Origin of the sequence: Bradyrhizobium sp. OAE829 (genome assembly GCF_040546575.1) — a bacterium.
In the GTDB taxonomy this organism is placed as follows: domain Bacteria; phylum Pseudomonadota; class Alphaproteobacteria; order Rhizobiales; family Xanthobacteraceae; genus Bradyrhizobium.
Genome location: NZ_JBEPOE010000001.1, coordinates 6667717 through 6683884 on the forward strand (window position 1 = coordinate 6667717; position 16168 = coordinate 6683884).

The 16168-nt window shown below is 60.4% G+C and carries 14 protein-coding genes; 9 read left to right on the forward strand and 5 right to left on the reverse strand.

The genetic code is table 11. The annotated features are described in order from the left end of the window. Nucleotides 1–26: 26 nt before the first annotated feature. Nucleotides 27–2117, forward strand: a complete 2091-nt coding sequence (locus ABIE49_RS32055) for a putative bifunctional diguanylate cyclase/phosphodiesterase (protein ID WP_192734981.1) — start codon at nt 27–29, stop codon at nt 2115–2117. A gap of 73 nt (nt 2118–2190) precedes the next feature. Here the strand turns inward: ABIE49_RS32055 and ABIE49_RS32060 are convergent, their stop codons facing one another. Continuing rightward, nucleotides 2191–3096 (reverse strand): transglutaminase family protein, encoded by a 906-nt coding sequence (locus tag ABIE49_RS32060; RefSeq protein ID WP_192734980.1) that lies wholly within the window; start codon nt 3094–3096, stop codon nt 2191–2193. 518 nt (nt 3097–3614) lie between these two features. Between ABIE49_RS32060 and ABIE49_RS32065 the strand changes: the two genes are divergently transcribed. Continuing rightward, nucleotides 3615–4433 (forward strand): DUF2066 domain-containing protein, encoded by an 819-nt coding sequence (locus ABIE49_RS32065; RefSeq protein WP_192734979.1) that lies wholly within the window; start codon nt 3615–3617, stop codon nt 4431–4433. Between the two features lie 142 nt (nt 4434–4575). On the opposite strand, the gene ABIE49_RS32070 is transcribed toward ABIE49_RS32065, so the two are convergent. Next, complete coding sequence (locus ABIE49_RS32070; RefSeq protein WP_192734978.1) at nt 4576–4848, reverse strand: hypothetical protein; 273 nt, start codon at nt 4846–4848, stop codon at nt 4576–4578. 708 nt (nt 4849–5556) lie between these two features. On the opposite strand from ABIE49_RS32070, the gene ABIE49_RS32075 reads away from it, so the two are divergent. Then, complete coding sequence (locus ABIE49_RS32075) at nt 5557–6051, forward strand: RlpA-like double-psi beta-barrel domain-containing protein (RefSeq protein ID WP_192735231.1); 495 nt, start codon at nt 5557–5559, stop codon at nt 6049–6051. A 56-nt stretch (nt 6052–6107) separates the two neighbouring features. On the opposite strand, the gene ABIE49_RS32080 is transcribed toward ABIE49_RS32075, so the two are convergent. Both ABIE49_RS32080 and ABIE49_RS32085 read right to left on the reverse strand, forming a co-directional pair. Beyond that, a complete protein-coding gene (locus ABIE49_RS32080) occupies nt 6108–8810 on the reverse strand; it encodes an AMP-binding protein (RefSeq protein ID WP_354067104.1) in 2703 nt (900 codons plus the stop codon). Nucleotides 8811–9600: 790 nt separating this feature from the next. Then, nucleotides 9601–9951: a hypothetical protein gene (locus ABIE49_RS32085; RefSeq protein WP_192734976.1), complete on the reverse strand. Its 351-nt coding sequence runs from the start codon at nt 9949–9951 to the stop codon at nt 9601–9603. A 109-nt stretch (nt 9952–10060) separates the two neighbouring features. Between ABIE49_RS32085 and ABIE49_RS32090 the strand changes: the two genes are divergently transcribed. The 6 genes from ABIE49_RS32090 (at nt 10061) to ABIE49_RS32115 (ending at nt 15595) form a co-directional block, all read left to right on the forward strand. After that, entirely contained in the window at nt 10061–10729 is a 669-nt protein-coding gene (locus tag ABIE49_RS32090; protein WP_192734975.1) for a glutathione S-transferase family protein, read from the forward strand. A 170-nt stretch (nt 10730–10899) separates the two neighbouring features. Then, entirely contained in the window at nt 10900–11667 is a 768-nt protein-coding gene (locus tag ABIE49_RS32095; protein WP_192734974.1) for an SDR family oxidoreductase, read from the forward strand. A gap of 24 nt (nt 11668–11691) precedes the next feature. After that, complete coding sequence (locus ABIE49_RS32100) at nt 11692–12723, forward strand: L-idonate 5-dehydrogenase (RefSeq protein WP_192734973.1); 1032 nt, start codon at nt 11692–11694, stop codon at nt 12721–12723. Nucleotides 12724–12756: 33 nt separating this feature from the next. Then, nucleotides 12757–13722 carry a TRAP transporter substrate-binding protein DctP gene (dctP, locus tag ABIE49_RS32105; RefSeq protein WP_192734972.1) on the forward strand — a complete coding sequence of 322 codons (966 nt, stop codon included), beginning with the start codon at nt 12757–12759 and terminating at the stop codon, nt 13720–13722. Between the two features lie 35 nt (nt 13723–13757). Then, on the forward strand, nt 13758–14285 hold the full coding sequence (locus tag ABIE49_RS32110) for a TRAP transporter small permease (protein ID WP_210337183.1): 528 nt from the start codon (nt 13758–13760) through the stop codon (nt 14283–14285). 50 nt (nt 14286–14335) lie between these two features. Further along, nucleotides 14336–15595: a TRAP transporter large permease gene (locus ABIE49_RS32115; protein WP_354067105.1), complete on the forward strand. Its 1260-nt coding sequence runs from the start codon at nt 14336–14338 to the stop codon at nt 15593–15595. 168 nt (nt 15596–15763) lie between these two features. Here the strand turns inward: ABIE49_RS32115 and ABIE49_RS32120 are convergent, their stop codons facing one another. Beyond that, entirely contained in the window at nt 15764–16075 is a 312-nt protein-coding gene (locus ABIE49_RS32120) for a hypothetical protein (RefSeq protein ID WP_192734970.1), read from the reverse strand. Between the last annotated feature and the right edge of the window lie 93 nt (nt 16076–16168).

A 16168-nucleotide genomic window follows, 5' to 3' on the forward strand; every position in this document is an offset into this window, starting at 1 on the left:
GATTTGACATCGAGTCCTGGTTTCCGATGAACTGGCTCAAACAGTACTTCCGTTACCGCCTCTTGAGGCTGGTTTCGCCATTCGTGGCGGTCGTTCTGCTCCAGGCGTTCGTTGCCGGGCTCAGTCTCGATATTCTGTCGGCGGTCAGAGCGTACGTCGCGGGCGAAGCAAGCTGGTCGAGGTCGCAGAAAAACGCGGTGTACTTCCTGCATCTTTATCTGCATTCGGGCCGGCAATCTCTTTTTGATGAGTATCGTGCTGCGCTGGCTGTTCCGCTTGGCGATCAGGTGGCGCGACGGGCACTCGAGCAGGACCAGCCAGACCTTGAGATCGCCAGGGCTGGATTCTTGCAAGGCGGAAATCATCCAGACGACATCGCCGGCATGATCTGGCTGTTTCGGCATTTCGGTCAAATAACGTATTTGAAAAGTGCGATACAGCAGTGGGCCGCGACCGACTCCATGCTGCTGGAGCTGGCTATCTTTGGAGAGTCCATTCATTCCGAAATGAACGAAGGTCGGCCGACGGACAGTTCCCGGCTTCAGTTTCTCTCGTCACGACTTTACGAACTCAACAGCGAGCTTACTGTTCGGGCCAATGCTTTCTCGGACGTTCTTGGCGCCGGGTCGCGAGCCGTGAAGTTCATGCTGACGTTCGTGAATCTGGCGACGGCAACCCTTCTGGTCTTGCTGATCATCTGGCATACGCGACGTCTGGTACTGCAGCGTCAGGTGTTTGAGGCGGCCTTGTACGCAGAAAAGCGGCGGCTCGCCTGGCAAGCGTCCCATGATCCGCTGACAAACCTGGCGAACAGGCGAGAGTTCGAGGCGCGGCTCAAGGAGCGTCTCGATGGGTTCAGGAGCGGCGACGTGGCGCACGCGCTCATCTTCCTCGATCTGGACCAGTTCAAAATCATGAATGACACATGTGGTCATCTCGCCGGCGATCAGCTGTTGCGCGAGCTGTCGGATATTCTAAAGCAGCAGGTTCGTCCGGACGACGTGCTTGCCCGATTGGGCGGCGACGAATTTGGTCTTTTGCTCCCTCACTGCCAACCAGCACGTGCCGCAGAGATCGCCGAAAATCTGCGCGTGGCCATCGAGACCTTCAGCTTTAGTTGGGAGGGGCGGTCATTTGGCGTGACGGCCAGCATTGGCAGCGCGTGTATCGACGAACCCGGTGTTTCGACAGAGGTAGCGTTACGTCAGGCGGACATCGCCTGCTATGGCGCGAAGGAAAAAGGCAAAAATCGCGTACAGGTCTTCCACAGCGGAGACACCGAGCTGCAACAGCGGGTGGATGAAATGAAGTGGGTTCATCGCATTCAGGAAGCGTTGGAAAACCATCGCTTCTGTCTTTACGAACAGGAAATCGTTCCGGTGCGTGACGGAGGCAAAGGCGGCCGACACCTGGAGTTGCTGTTGCGCCTCAAGGATAGATCGGGGAGCATCATTGCGCCGGCAGAGTTTATTCCGCCAGCGGAGCGATATGGCTTGATGCCCCTCATCGACCGCTGGGTTGTCCGGAGCGCCTTCAGCCAGCTGGCGGATCAGTTGACGAGACGGCGCTCGATGCCGATTTCTCAGTGCAGCATCAACCTCAGTGGCCAGACGTTTGGCGATGACAGCTTCGTTGGATTTGTTCGACGCGAACTGGATGCCCACAGTATTCCGGGCAACGTCGTTTGCTTCGAGATAACGGAAACCAGCGCCATCTCGAATCTGGACAGCGCACGGCGCTTTATTTCGGCGTTGCGAAGCTCGGGTTGCCGCTTTGCGCTGGACGATTTTGGAAGCGGCATGTCGTCATTTGCCTACCTGAAGAACCTGCCGGTCGACTACCTCAAGATCGACGGCGCATTCATAAGAGACATGCTGACCAGTCCCGTCGATCGCGCCATGGTCGAGATGATTGATAAGATCGGGAAAGTCATGGGGATCGCAACGATTGCGGAGTTCGTTGCAACCCCATCCCTGCTTGAGGCGCTTCGTGAGATTGGCGTCGACTACGTCCAGGGTTTCGCCATCAGCAAGCCGCAGCCGTTTGGTTCCTTCGAGTCGCATGGCTGCGGAATCATCGCGTTCCCGGCGGTGATACTCTCGGAAGCCGGAGTGTAGAAGGCGGCGCATTCCACGGAAGGCCGCTTGCCGGCATTTTGTTGGTTCGTGCGACGCTGTGCTGGAATTGCTTCTATCGTGCCGACAGATCGGGCGCGTTCCCGATCTTTTGCACGGCGACGTTGACCGTCATGCCCAGGTAGTCGTTCGCTTCACCAAACCAGGAGCCTTCCAGCGGGATTGCTTGCGCCGGATGTCGGGCCACCGCCACCGGAATCAAATCAAAACCGGCACTGATCTGGTTGGTCGGATCGTAGTCCAGCCAGCCGGCACCTGGGAGAAAGACCTGCAGCCAGGCGTGGGTTGCGCCGGACCCGGTCACACCGACTGCGCCGCCATCCAGCGCCGCATCGTAAAGGTAACCGGTCACAAAGCGGGACGCGAACCCGAGCCGGCGCAATGCCTCGATCATGAGCCAGGCATAGTCGCGGCAAGTGCCGGATCTGGTGCGCAGGGTTTCACCAGGCGACTGGGTTCCTTCGGCGTCCCTCGGACGATAGGTGAACGTGTCGCGAAAAATGTGCAGCATTCGGTGCAAGACATCGGTGGTTCGATCCTGGTCGCCGGCAACGAAGCTCTTGGTCCACGCGGCCAGGGTTGCGTCCGGATCCTCGGCATGAGGGCGCAGATAACCGGCCAGATCGGTCCATTCGTCGGGAGTGTATTGCAGCGGAACTTCATCGGCCCGGGATTCGAGCGGAAACGCCTCGATCCCTTTTACGCCGTAATATACTCCGCGAGCCTCAAAAACGATCGTCAGCTCACTGGCGGGTTCACTGAACTCCATCACCGTGACCGTGTTGGAGCGGGCATCGGTGGTCCAGTGCATTTTCGCAGGAACGCTGCTTGTCGCGGACCAACTGACGAGACGCGCCGATGCGCCGCGCCTTGGCAAGAACATTGCCCGGTGCGTACCGAAGGTAACAGGCTTGGCATACCGGTAAGTGGTGGTGTGGCTTATCCTGCCGAGAACCGCCATTTGTTCGTCCTGCTGTACAACCGGTGCTTTGCCACAAGCGCTTGGCTGCTGGTTTAAGACGCTCTCTAACATCGCGGAGGCCGCCCTTGATCTAGATCAAGGGCCGGCTACCTCACGATCAGGGCGGTCAGGGAATAAGGCCCCTCATTCGCTGCGCTCTCCGAGGCCCGGAACAGATTCGGGTTCTTCGGTACGACCGAGCGCGGCACATTCGAAGACCCATTGGCCGGCTTTGTTTTTCGCTGTTTCTTCCGAAAAGTTCGCTGTTACCGGGAAATATTTCCTTGTGAACTGAAGGGGGAATTGGCCCAAAGGCGGCTGCAGTGCAACCAGCTACTGGGCTACTCTCATGTCCTCGCTGGCCTCCAATATCTTCCGTTTCCCAGGGAATTTGCCTGGAGACGGGTGCGATCGGCACTGCGTCGCCAGCCAGCATCAGGTGAGGGCTTTCGGCCTTGAGGACCCATCCAGCGACGACACGCTCCATTCCCTGCTTTCTGGCGGCAATCGCGGCGGTAGTGCTGCTTGCGCTCCCCACCGTCGCCGCCGAACCCACGTCACGGCAACCGGGGCTCGCCGACGCGGCAAACGCCATTCCACCGGCAGAACTCTATCGCGCGCAGACCATCGTGACGGGGCAGGGCGAGGCAAACCGTATCCTCGGCTTCGCATCGTGCCTGGAAGACGTCCTCATCAAGGTAAGCGGCATGCTGCGGCTCGCGGGCGACCCGCGTCTCGACCCATACAAGGCCGATGCTGCGAAATTGGTTCGGGACTTTTCCTACCGCGATGAAAAGGGCGGCAAGCCGAAGAACGACGAGCAGGGCACCCGCGACCGCTCCTTCATTCTGACGGCCGAGTTCGACGAGGCGGCCATCAACGGCATGCTGGCCAAGCTGGGCGTCAAGCCATGGCTTGCCCACCGCCCGGTGCTTGGCGCCTTCGTGGAGATGCAGCCGGGCGCGCGACGATACGTGGTTGCAGGCGACTCGAAAGAGACGGATCTACAGCGGGCCGCCCTCCTGGCGGCTGCGGCCAAGCGGGGAATGCCCATCGTGCTGCCTGATGCTGCAGCGCTGGCCGGCGTCGGCGCCAATGAGCTTCCGCTTGCGGGCATTGCGCCCGCGAAAATCGCCGAAGCCGTGGCCGGGCGGGGCGGAGAGGTTGTGCTGATCGCCCGCCTCGTCTGGGACGATCAGGAGCTGCGGTGGAACTCGAACTGGCAGCTCGATTGGCAGGGCAGGTCGCAGCAATGGCAGCTTGCGGCTGTCACGTTCGACGAGGCCTTCCGGCAAGGCATCGGCGCTGCCGCGCAAATCCTTGCCGGGCACCAGTAACGAGCCGCAATTCGGCAAGGCAGCGGTGGCGCGGATCGATGCGCGATAACGGATGCTGTCGACCGAAACGGTTACACCGCCCTCGCCGACGACGTTGTGAGCCAAGCTGCTGTCAGCCGATGCGCCTCACAGAACGAGCCAGTCAGCGCGACGAGAACACATTCTTAAACTGCACCAGGAATGTCACCAGCCATGCGCACGCAAACATGCCCGCGAGACCAAGCGCCGTTCTGCGATCAATCAAAGACAGGTTTGTCCACCACCATATCCGGTAAAGCCATAACCCTGTCGTGGCGATGCCAAGCAAGCAGACCAGCATCTTGAGAAAGGACGAGTTCGCGACACCCAAAGCGCCAAACAAGAGCGTTGCTGGAATGAGAAACATCGTGCAGGCGGATATCAAGGTCTCGTTCATGGGTCCTCAAGACATCTACGAATCGCGGATTACACATGCAGTTTGCAGCAACCTGTACCCTTCTGGAAGTGACACCCCTGCGGCTGATAATTGCCTTGCCCGCCCACGATGCAAGGCAGGCGTTGGCACGCGAGGGGCTGCCAAGGACCACAGGAGTGCTCCACCCAGCTAACTGCGGAAACGCCCGTTTTGAGGAGACTGTCAGCGGAGGCAAATTTCGATCTCGCTGAGCGGTGGGACGGCAGTGGAATCTGGCCGAAGAATTCCCCGATATTTGACGCCTCTCAATCCGTCTTCGACCGCTTCTCAATGGACAGAGGCAAACCTCGCTTACTCACATCCGGATAAGACGCTTACCTGATCAGGTGTCGCCGTCGCCTCTCATGTCCGCTGGTGAAGCCGAAGCAGGCTTGCTCATAGATCAGCTGGAACGTCTGCTGGTGACCCGAGCCGACATCGGCCAGATGCGCGCGCCCGCTCACACACTCACCAAGTGCCTCTATTCAGTCATGCTGATGACGCAATTTCTTTCTTAGTCGGTGGGAAAGACACCTGTGGAAGGACCACACTGGTTCCCACAACGGTTCCGTCGCCAGTGTCGGCACGAATCCGCAAAAATCGGCGCAAGCTCGTCAACGCATCCGCGTTCGCTTGACCATTTTCTGCGGGATCGGGAACCGAACGATCCAGAAAATCAATCGAGGAGTTATGATGTTGTTTCGCTCGGGCGCCGCAATTTGCGGTGTCGTAGTGCTGCTTGCCATTTCTGTTACCGTTGCTCGAAGTGAAATGGCTGCAGTTCATTCAAGCGCCGTCGTCAATGCCGCTTCGGGGGATGCGATCGTTGGCGCAGCATCCACGTACAATCCGTTCCGGCCCGGATGGCGGGAGGGCGGCCCGAACACAGCCTCCGGCGAGCGCTATGAGCCCACTGTATGGGCGGCTGCCATCAAGACGAGCCTGCGCCAGAAATTTGGTGGGGTCCGATATGGCGCGAGGCCGAAATATGCCCTCGTTGAGGCTGTAGGCAAGAAGGTCATCGTCAAGATAAATGACGTAGGGCCACTAACGCCTGGCCGCATCATTGACCTCAATGAGCGGACGATGCGCCATTTCGATCCAAGCCTGCAGCTCGGGGTAATTCATGGCGTAAGCGTCAGGCCGCTTTCCGGCGACTATTGGATCCCCGGACCAGTTGGCTGAACGTCGCAAGGCGCCGGCGCGGCGCAACTTGCGTCGCTGCCGCCCTGGTCCGATCCTTAGGTTTCGATGCCCAGTACGGGGCCACCGATTTGCGCCCCGTGAGAGCCGATAGGCGACCTGTGCGGTTCAACGGCAGAGCGCGCGCCGTCAACCAGAACATCAATTCTTCCCCGCAGATGATCAACCAGATGTTCAGCGCCGACAGTCAGGCAGCCATGATGTCCCCATGGCACCTCGACGACGTCGAGTTGAGAACTGAGATGCCGCCACGCCCGGCCGTCGTGTTCGGCTGCGTAAAAAGTCACGGGGACCTCAAGCGGTGCCGGAAGATATTGCGCCATTGCGGATGAATAAGCGTGCCACAACGCCGGCGGAATCTCGAGCTCGGCGGTCGCAATCGGCGCGCTCGTCGACGCCTTGGCGTAACGCTCCAGCTCCGCCATTTTTTCAAATGCCCGGCCCAGAAGGTAAAGCGGGAGCAGGGGCTTCATCAGCCTGATGATCGCCCGCGGCACCGGACGGGAGCTGACGGTCGGCGGGTCGACCATCGCAACCAAATCAACCTTGTGGCCGGCTGCGATCAGCAGGCGGGCTGTTTCAAACGCCACCATGGCGCCGTTGCATTTGCCGCCCAAGAGGAAAGGACCGCTGCTCTGCCTCTCCAGAATAAGCGGCAGGCGGTCGGCGGCCATCTGCTCGATCGACGGCGGAATCCGCTCCCCACGAAGACCATGGGGATCGATGGAAATGATCGGGTAATCGGGCCCGAAAAGCTCGACTATCCGCCGCATACCCGAGTGGCCGGTAACGAGGTTCCCATTGAAGAAGAACAGTGGAGGCCGATCGCCACTGGCACCGAACTGGAAGAACGGCGTCGTCGGGGTGCCTGTCTGCATGGCGATTCTTGGGGCAAGTTGGCGGATCGTTTCTGCCCCGTACAGAATCGTTTCCGGTACGCGCTGGCCGATGAGCCGCTCGAGTTCGATGAGCATTTCCATCGCCAGAAGGGAGTCACCACCGCTGGCGAAAAAGTCATCGTCGATCGTCACGGCCTCGGACTTGAGCAGCCTCCGCCACAGGGTCAGCAGTTCAGCTTCCAGATCCAATGGCCCTTTGTTCACAGCAGGCAAGGGCATCGCGCCCTGATCACCCAACAGCCCGTCGAACGACTCGCGCAGCCGTCGCCGCTGAACCTTTCCCGTCGCCCCCTTTGGCAGTTGGTCGAGGATCAGAATGCGCCGCGGAATCTTGAACGAGGCCAACGCGCGTTGCAGGAACTGGCGAAGCTCCGCAGGTGTCGCCTGCGCACCAGGATGGGGAACGATGGCGGCTGCGACGTCCTCGCCGAGGCGTGGATGGGGGATTGCGAAAGCAGCGGCCTCGGCTATGGCGGGATGGCGCAGTAGCGCGGATTCGACCTCAGCGGGGGCGATCTTCTCACCGCCGCGGTTGATCAGTTCGCTCAGGCGCCCGTGCAGCGACAGGAAGCCGTCTTGGTCGAGGCTGCCAATATCGCCCGTGCGAAACCAACCCTCTTTGAACGCAGCTTGATTGAGTTCCGGCGCATTGAGATAACCAGATATCACGGTGGGGCCACGAACCCAGACCTCGCCCCGCTCGCCGGCTGGTAAGGGATGTCCATCCTCACCAACAATGGCCACGGTATCAGGCCAGGGTTGTCCGCAAGTCCCTGGCCTGTTTGGACCAGGCGGCGGCTGGTTGGTGGCGATTTGCGCGGCTTCGCTGGAGCCATAATGTTCCAGCACCGGCACGCCCAAAATGCGCTGCAGGTCGTTCTGCACCTCGTTCGGAAGCGGCGCGCCGCCCGATACAACGAGCCGCAGCGTGTGCGCCGCCTGCGCATCCTCAAGGCTTTTTGCCTTGTCGAGCACGGCCGTGTGGAGCGTGGGACCCGCTGAGTACCAGGTCGGCCGCAGGGCATCGAGCCATTCATCGAGCGCCACGATGGCAAAGTTCGCCGGCACAGCAATGCTGCCGCCCGTCAGCAGTGGTGTGAAGACCGTTACTTTGAGCCCATGAGAGTAATGAGGGGACGACACGCTCAGGCAGCGGTCCTCAGGCGTAAGGCCGAACCAGGCCTGAAGCCGTGCGGCCGCCGCCAGCATATTGCTATGACTGAACGGAATGAGCTTTGGCTGCGCGGTCGTGCCCGACGTCTGCAGGATGAAGGCAGGTGAGCCCGGATCAGGCTCAGCGTCGATCGCAGGGGAGTCGGAGGCCTGCACGGCGATATTTAGACCAAGCTGACCGTGTCCGATCGGAGCGGCTTCGATCACGGTAATCCTTCTCCGCTTGGCCGCGTGACGCGCTTCAAAGGCCCTGCCTTGCGGCGCGAGAAGAGCGTCCAGGTGCAGCATGTCGAGACGTTGATCGAATTCCGCCTCGGACAGTCGCGGATCGAGAGGAACCGCGATGCTGCAGCAGGCCACTGCCACGATGGCGAGAATCGCCTCCGCGCCGTTCGGCATGAGTACCCCGATCCGGGCATTGCAATCGAACCCGGCCAAGCGAAGCTGCCGTCGGATACCGTCCAACTGGCGCTGAAGATCGCGGTACGTCAGCGGCGCAAGCCTGGTGGAGACGATCGCAGGCTGGTCTGGTAACCGGCTGGCAGTCCGACCGATGACCTGGCCCAGCGTGCATTGGAACTCGGGCTCTGCGCCGTCGCGGACGGACGAGGCTCCCTCGGGCCAGATCACGCGAGCCGGGGTCGCGTTCTCCAGGAGCAAATGCGTCACACGAGCCTCCCGTGACCACAAGAATGTGACCGCTGTTGCCGCCGCCGCTACACCACGCCACTGCAATCGCCAGTGGCAAAGATTACACCCACCTCCCCACTGACTGGACAACTGGCAATGATGGGTACCTCGGATGGGTAGGGGAATTCTGCCTATGGAATTCTGTATCCGTTGGCAGCGTATCAGCCGATAGAGCTCTGGACGGCGCATGGCCTTACCTACGAAAATGGTCGCAGGCAGGCGATGCTCGCCATGTAACAGGGGGCGCACGCCTTGTTCGCTCGCGTGCGGCCGGCCAGGCTCCGATGGGGGCGGATGATTGCTATGTCCTTATTCCGGTTTTCACCCGCCACCAGCAATTCGCAAGCGAGGCCTGCGAAGCGCAAAACTTGCGGGTCTGAGCCGCGGCACGCATAGCTGGCTAGCCTTCTTGTGTTGAAGGGGCTCAATGCCGCACTCACGGCGGTATCGAATTTCGTCCTGGCGTATGCGCTGGTTCGAACAGTTGGCCTGGAGTCGTATGCTTTTATTGCGGGCTTGCTGGCGGTCGCTGCTCTTGTGGTGCAATGCGATCTCGGAATTACCGTTCTGACATTGTCCGAAGGAGGAGGCGCTCTGCTTTACGCGGCGTGTCTGTATTCGCTAAGCAGATCCTTATGGGAAAAGAGCTCTCACGTCTTCAAAATGGGAGCGTAAATCGGCGATGGAAATGCGCCAATCTGCGGTGGCGCCGACGGCTTCTCAAGAAAGCAGGGAGAGAAGAATTCCCGAACGCCATTGCCGGCAACGCTCATTCGCGTCGGCGCAGCGGACGTTCGTAGGCGACGATCGCCACATCGGGAAATGCGCTCTCGATTTCAAGGATCGCATCAAGGGCGGCAGGATCCAGACGCGCTGCGACGATCCGATTGCAAAGACCGCGACCCGTCTCCGCTACTTGCCGGACGCGATAGGCCATCAGATAGACGCCAAGCCGATCTCCGGCCTGCGTCAGCAGGCGACGCTCGTCTGCGTTCGGCACGTACCATTCCGACGCATCGATTTTGGCGAGTTCGCAATTCTCGAATTGATCGAGAATCGGCAATCGCCCGCAAGGACGCATGGCGTGATTGTCGCGCGTATCCGGCCAGGCTTCGGTCACTTCACGGGTCTCCTGCGGTTTTGCATTGACATCAAACTGTGATGCATTGGACCATGGCGCAAGCGTTCATCCTACCCGGTCGCAAACCCGGAATAACAAGAAGTTGGAAATGATGATCCTCTATTCCGCAGCGCTTAGCATGTTTGGTGCCAAGGTCCAGATCGCCCTGATCGAGAAGGCAATCGATTTCCAGCTGGTCATGGTGCCGTACGATCGCGACCGCGGCTACGAGCCGAAACATCCCGAGGTGCTGCGGGTCAATCCGAAGCGGCAGGTGCCGGTGCTGATCGACGGTGACGTGGAGATTTTCGACTCGACACAAATCTTCGAGTATCTGGAGGACGTGCAACCGGCGCCGCCGCTGTGGCCCCGCAAGCCGGCGGCGCGGGCCGCCGCACGCCTGCTCGAGATGAAGTCCGATGAAATCTACTTCCCACACGTCGTTAAGTTGATGGGACTGCAGGACAGGCCCGACGACCCGGCCGCGGTCGCAGCACGTGAACGTGCGTCACGCTATTACCTGGAGATGGATGCGATTCTGGCTGATCGCGAATGGCTCGCCGGCGATTATTGCTTCGCTGACATTGCCTTCTACATGGCTGCCTTGTTCGGCGAACGCATGGGAGCGGTGCTGGGGCAGGAGACACCGAGGTTGCTTGCGTGGCGCGAGCGCTTGACCTCGCGGCCCGCGGTGATGCCGGTTGTCACCGCGCTGGCGCGTTACCTGTCGAGTGAGGGGCGACCGGTGCCGGGGTGGCTCGGTGCAGCCGTGAGATAGCCGAGCGGCGTTCACCCCAGGCGCCAACGCGCATCATGAGCCGCGACACGGTCCAGGCGGGTTGTCGATAATCTACATCCATTCCGCCCTTCCTGCGGCCCGGATTGAGCGGTATCAAGGAGCCGCTCGGGCGGTAAGCTGTTGCCCCCGACGCCAGCAGGGGTCGTTACATGGCATTTGAACTTTTCCAACTGACCGGCCAACGGGCGCTCATTACCGGCTCGTCGCAGGGCATCGGCTTCGCGCTGGCGCAGGGCCTTGCCGAACACGGCGCCGAGATCGTCCTCAACGGCCGCGACGCCGGCAAGCTGGAGGCGGCCGCGGCGAAACTCAAGTCCGCCGGACACAAGGTATCGGTGGCCGGCTTCGACGTCACGAACGCGCAGGCCGCCAAGGATGGCGTCGGGGCGATCGAGCAGAATACCGGGCCGATCGATATCCTGATCAATAACGCCGGCATGCAGTTCCGCTCGCCGCTGGAAGACTTTCCCGTCGAGAGATGGGAGCAATTGCTCGCCACCAATATTTCGAGCGCGTTCTATGTCGGCCAGGCCGTCGCCCGTCACATGATCCCGCGCGGCCGGGGCAAGATCATCAACATCGCCTCGGTGCAGAGCGAGCTCGCGCGCCCGGGCATTGCGCCCTACACCGCAACCAAGGGGGCGATCAAGAACCTGACCCGCGGCATGTGCACGGACTGGGCCAAATACGGCCTGCAGATCAACGCGCTCGCGCCGGGTTACTTCAAGACCCCGCTCAACCAGGCGCTGGTGGACAATCCGGAATTCTCGGGCTGGCTCGAAAAGCGAACCCCTGCCGGACGCTGGGGCAATGTCGAGGAGTTGGTCGGCGCCGCCGTGTTCCTGTCCGGCAAGGCGTCGTCCTTTGTCAACGGGCACACGCTCTATGTCGATGGCGGGATCACCACCAGTCTGTAAGGTTCGTGCTGCGGGAGTTCCACCATGAAAGCCGTCGTCATCCATGCCGCCCGCGATCTGCGGGTCGAGGAACGCGAACCAGAGGCCGCCGGCGCGGGACAGGTCGAGATCGCCGTCGAGGCCGGCGGCATCTGCGGATCGGATCTGCATTATTTCAACCATGGTGGCTTCGGCACGGTGCGGGTGCGCGAGCCGATGATCCTCGGTCACGAAGTGGCCGGGACCATCAAGGCCCTGGGGGCGTCGGTATCGGGGCTTGCGATCGGCGACCGCGTCGCAGTGTCGCCGAGCCGGCCCTGTAACGCCTGCGACTATTGCCTGAAGGGCCAGCAGAACCATTGCCTCGGCATGCGCTTCTACGGCAGCGCGATGCCGATGCCGCATATCCAGGGTGCGTTTCGCCAGCGCCTCGTCGCGGAAGCCTGGCAATGCCACAGGGTCGCCGACGGCGTCTCGATCAACGAGGCGGCTTTTGCGGAGCCGTTCGCAGTCGTCCTGCACGCGGTCAACCGCGCCGGATCGCTGCTCGGCAAGCGGGTGCTGGTGACGGGATGCGGCCCGATCGGCGCCTTGGCGATCGTGGCGGCGCGTCTGCACGGTGCGCGGGAGATCGTTGCGACCGACGTCATGGCCGCGGTTCTCCAGAAAGCGCTTGGGCTCGGCGCCGACCGGGTAATCAATGTCGCTGAAGCCCCCGATCAGCTCGGCGCGTATTCCGCCAACAAGGGCTATTTCGATGTCCAGTTCGAGGCGTCCGGCAACGAACGGGCGGTCCGCTCGGGGCTGGAGGTGCTCAAGCCGCGCGGCATCCTGGTTCAGCTCGGCCTCGGCGGCGACGTTTCGATCCCGCAGAACATGGTGGTGGCCAAGGAGATTGAGATGCGCGGCACCTTCCGCTTCCATGAAGAATTCGGTCTCGCCGTCGATCTCATCAACCAGAAACGGGTGGATCTGGCGCCGCTGCTGACCGGTGTTTTTGGACTGGAAGAGGCGATACACGCCTTCGAGGTTGCGGGAGATCGCAGCCGATCCATGAAGGTTCAGCTAAGCTTCTGAAGATATCGGACAAAAATAATAGGGGAGTACAAAATGAAGCTCGTACGTGTGTTGGGTGCGGCGGCTTGCCTGATCCTGTTTCAGGCTTCGGCAATGGCGCAGGAAGTGTCGCTGCGTCTCGTGTCGGCCTTTCCGGAAAACAGCTTTTACGTTTCCCATCTTTTGAAGTGGGTGAAATCGGTAAACGAGCGCGGCAAAGGGGTCCTGCAGATAAACTTCATTGGCGGGCCGCGCGCCATTCCCACATTTGAAGTCGGCAATGCCGTGAAGACGGGGGTTGTCGATATCGCCATGTCGACCGGGGCTTTTTACACCAACGTCATGCCCGAATCCGACATGTTGAAGCTCACTGAAAGGTCTGTCGCCGAACAACGGAAGAACGGGGCCTTCGACTACATCAACAAGGTGTGGAACGAGAAAGCCAACATGCAGTACCTGGCACGGATGGTCGAGAACCAGCCGTTCCATCTCTATCTCAACAAGAAGATCGACAAGGCGGACCTTACCGGCCTCAAGATCCGGATCACGCCGGTTTATCGCGAGTTTTTTCAGGCGCTCAATGCGAATGTCGTCACGACGGCTCCAGGTGAAGTCTATACGGCGCTGGAGCGAGGGGTGGTTGATGGCTATGGCTGGCCGATCGGTGGGCTATTCGACCTGAACTGGCAGCAGCACACCAAATTTCGCGTCGATCCTGGCTTTTACGATGCGGAGGTTTCCATCATCGTCAATTTGGACAAATGGAAGAGCCTTACCGAGAAGCAGCGCGAACTCCTGAATAGCATGGCGCTGGAGCTCGAGGCCGGCAATGGCTTCTGGAAGCAGTACGCCGTCGATGAGGAAAAGCGGCAGGCGGATGCCGGCATCCAGACGATCAAGCTGGATGGCGACAAAGCGAAGGTCTTCGTCGATACCGCCTACAGCGTCGCCTGGGCCGCTGCGATCAAGGCGAGTCCGGCGCATGCTGAAAAGCTGAAAGCATTGTTCGGCAATCGCTGATATTGCGACATCCGCCAGTGTCGAGAGTGTGGTCTATGGATGTGCTGGATCGGTCGATTGGCAAACTTTGCCTCGCGTTGGTATCCCTGGCATGCGCGTTGCTGTTCGGGATGATGCTGGCCATTTGCGTTGACGTATTCCTTCGCAACGTAGCCGTGCCCGGGATGCCCCGAGGGTTTGCCTTGGCCAGCGACCTGTCTGAGTCTGCGATCTATCTGATGACCTTGCTGGTGGCGCCGTATCTGTTGCGAAGCGGTCGCCATATCCGGATTGATCTCCTGCTCCACATGGTGCCGGCGCGGATCGGCTGGCTGATGGAGTTGCTTGCTGCCTGCGCGATGCTCGTTTGTTGCCTCGCGATCGTCTGGTACGGCTTCATTGTTACCGCGCGCAGTGCGGGCAGCGACGCCATGCTCATCAAGACCGTCGTCTATCCGGAGTGGTGGAGCCTGGCGCCGCTGCCGTGTGTGTTCGTGCTGTTGTCGCTCGAGGCAATCTTCCGGTTGCGAAGCCTTATCGACGGACCTCGGCAGCCGCGCAACGAGCAGGTGTCGGTGTCATGATGAGTTGGGAAGCTGCCGCCTGGTTACTGCTAGGTGGATCAACCGTTCTGATGTTCGCCGGATTGCCGGTCGGCTTCGCGTTTCTCCTTATCAATCTGATCGGAGCTTACCTTTTTATGGCTGGTGAAGCTGGCCTGTCCCAGCTCGTGCGAAGCTCGGTCTCCTCGATCACCACGTTCTCCCTGACGCCGATTCCGCTCTTTGTCCTGATGGGTGAAGTGCTTTTTCACACCGGTCTGGCGGTCAAGGTCATCGACGGCATCGAGAGGGTTATCAAGCACGTCCCGGGCAGACTTGCGGTGGTCGCGGTGGTGGCGGGAACCGTGTTCAGCGCGATCTCGGGTTCGACCATCGCAACGACGGCGATGCTCGGCAGCCTGATGGTGCCGATCATGCTGTCGAGGGGCTATCATCCCACGATGGCAACGGGGCCCATCATGGCGATCGGCGCGGTCGATATGCTGATTCCGCCGAGCGCCCTTGCCGTTCTGTTGGGGAGTCTCTCCGGCATTTCGATCTCCAAGCTCCTCATCGGGGGAGTTATGCCGGGCATCATTCTTTCGGTTCTCTTCGTCGGTTGGATTATCCTGCGCACGTTATCCAAGCCGGAATTGGCGCCCGATAGCGATTTCAAGGAATACAGCGGATGGGCGAGGTTCAGTCCGCTCGCACTCTATGTGGTGCCGCTGGTTTCGATCTTCGGGCTTGTCGTCGGTGCGATGGTGGCCGGCTGGGCAACGCCGACGGAGTCTGCTGCGATCGGCGCTTTCGCGACGATCGTGCTCGCGGCAGTCTACCGGGCGTTGACGCCGAAAGTTCTGTGGCAGTCCCTGCATGGCACGGTGCTTATCTCCGGGATGATTCTCTTCATCATCATCGGAGCAACGACCTTTTCTCAAATATTGTCGTTCTCGGGCGCCACGAATGGCATCGTCAACATCATCACGCAAAGCGGGCTTTCGGCCAACGCCCTGGTCATCGTCATGTTGTTGATCCTGATCGCGCTCGGCGTCTTCATCGATCAGGTCAGCATGATGCTGATCACGCTTCCCATCTTCATGCCGCTGGTGAACTCACTTGCGATCGACCCGGTGTGGTTTGGGGTGCTGTTCCTGATCTGCATGCAACTGGGAATGCTGCTGCCGCCCCACGGCCTGTTGCTGATGACGATGAAGGGGGTGACGCCGCCTCAAGTATCGATGGGGCATATCTTCCAGGCGGTCGTCCCATACCTCGTCATCAGCATAGCAGTTCTCGCGCTGGTCTATCTCGTGCCTGGAGTGGCGACCTGGATGACGAAGGCGTTGTAACGCATGAGACCTGTCAGGTGCCGGCAAAGGATCGTCCTGGCCGCCTCGCCAGGCTCCCTGGCTTAAGCGAAACGCAACATGACCGTTTGGGTATACTCAAGAAGGATTACTGAGTCCCCTCGATTTCGGCGGTGTGATTGTTGAGGACGACAATGGTCCCGCTGCAGCTCAGCGCCGGACAGCGGTTTCCAGGAACTCCTGCACCGAGAGCGGCACGTCGTCGAATTCAGGAAAGCGCCGACGCAACTCGTCGGCAATATCGACCGTGACGTCGCGCGACCAGCCCTCGGCCGTATTGAAGGCGACGATCCGCACCGGATGGCTAAACTGGTCTTCCAGAAGACGGCGGATCAGCGCCTCGCGGTCGGTGCCTTCCTCGTCTGCCTCGCACCAGGCGCGTCCGAGCCTGCCAAAATCGTTTAGCACGAGATAGATGTCGTGATCGCCGCGATGGGGCACGATGGACGGGGAGCGAGGCATACGGGGTAACTCCCGCGCGAAAAAAAGGTATGGAACCTTACCCTGTTGCAATCCTCTGTGTTTGGAAAATTCGAGGTAAATCAAACGGATGAT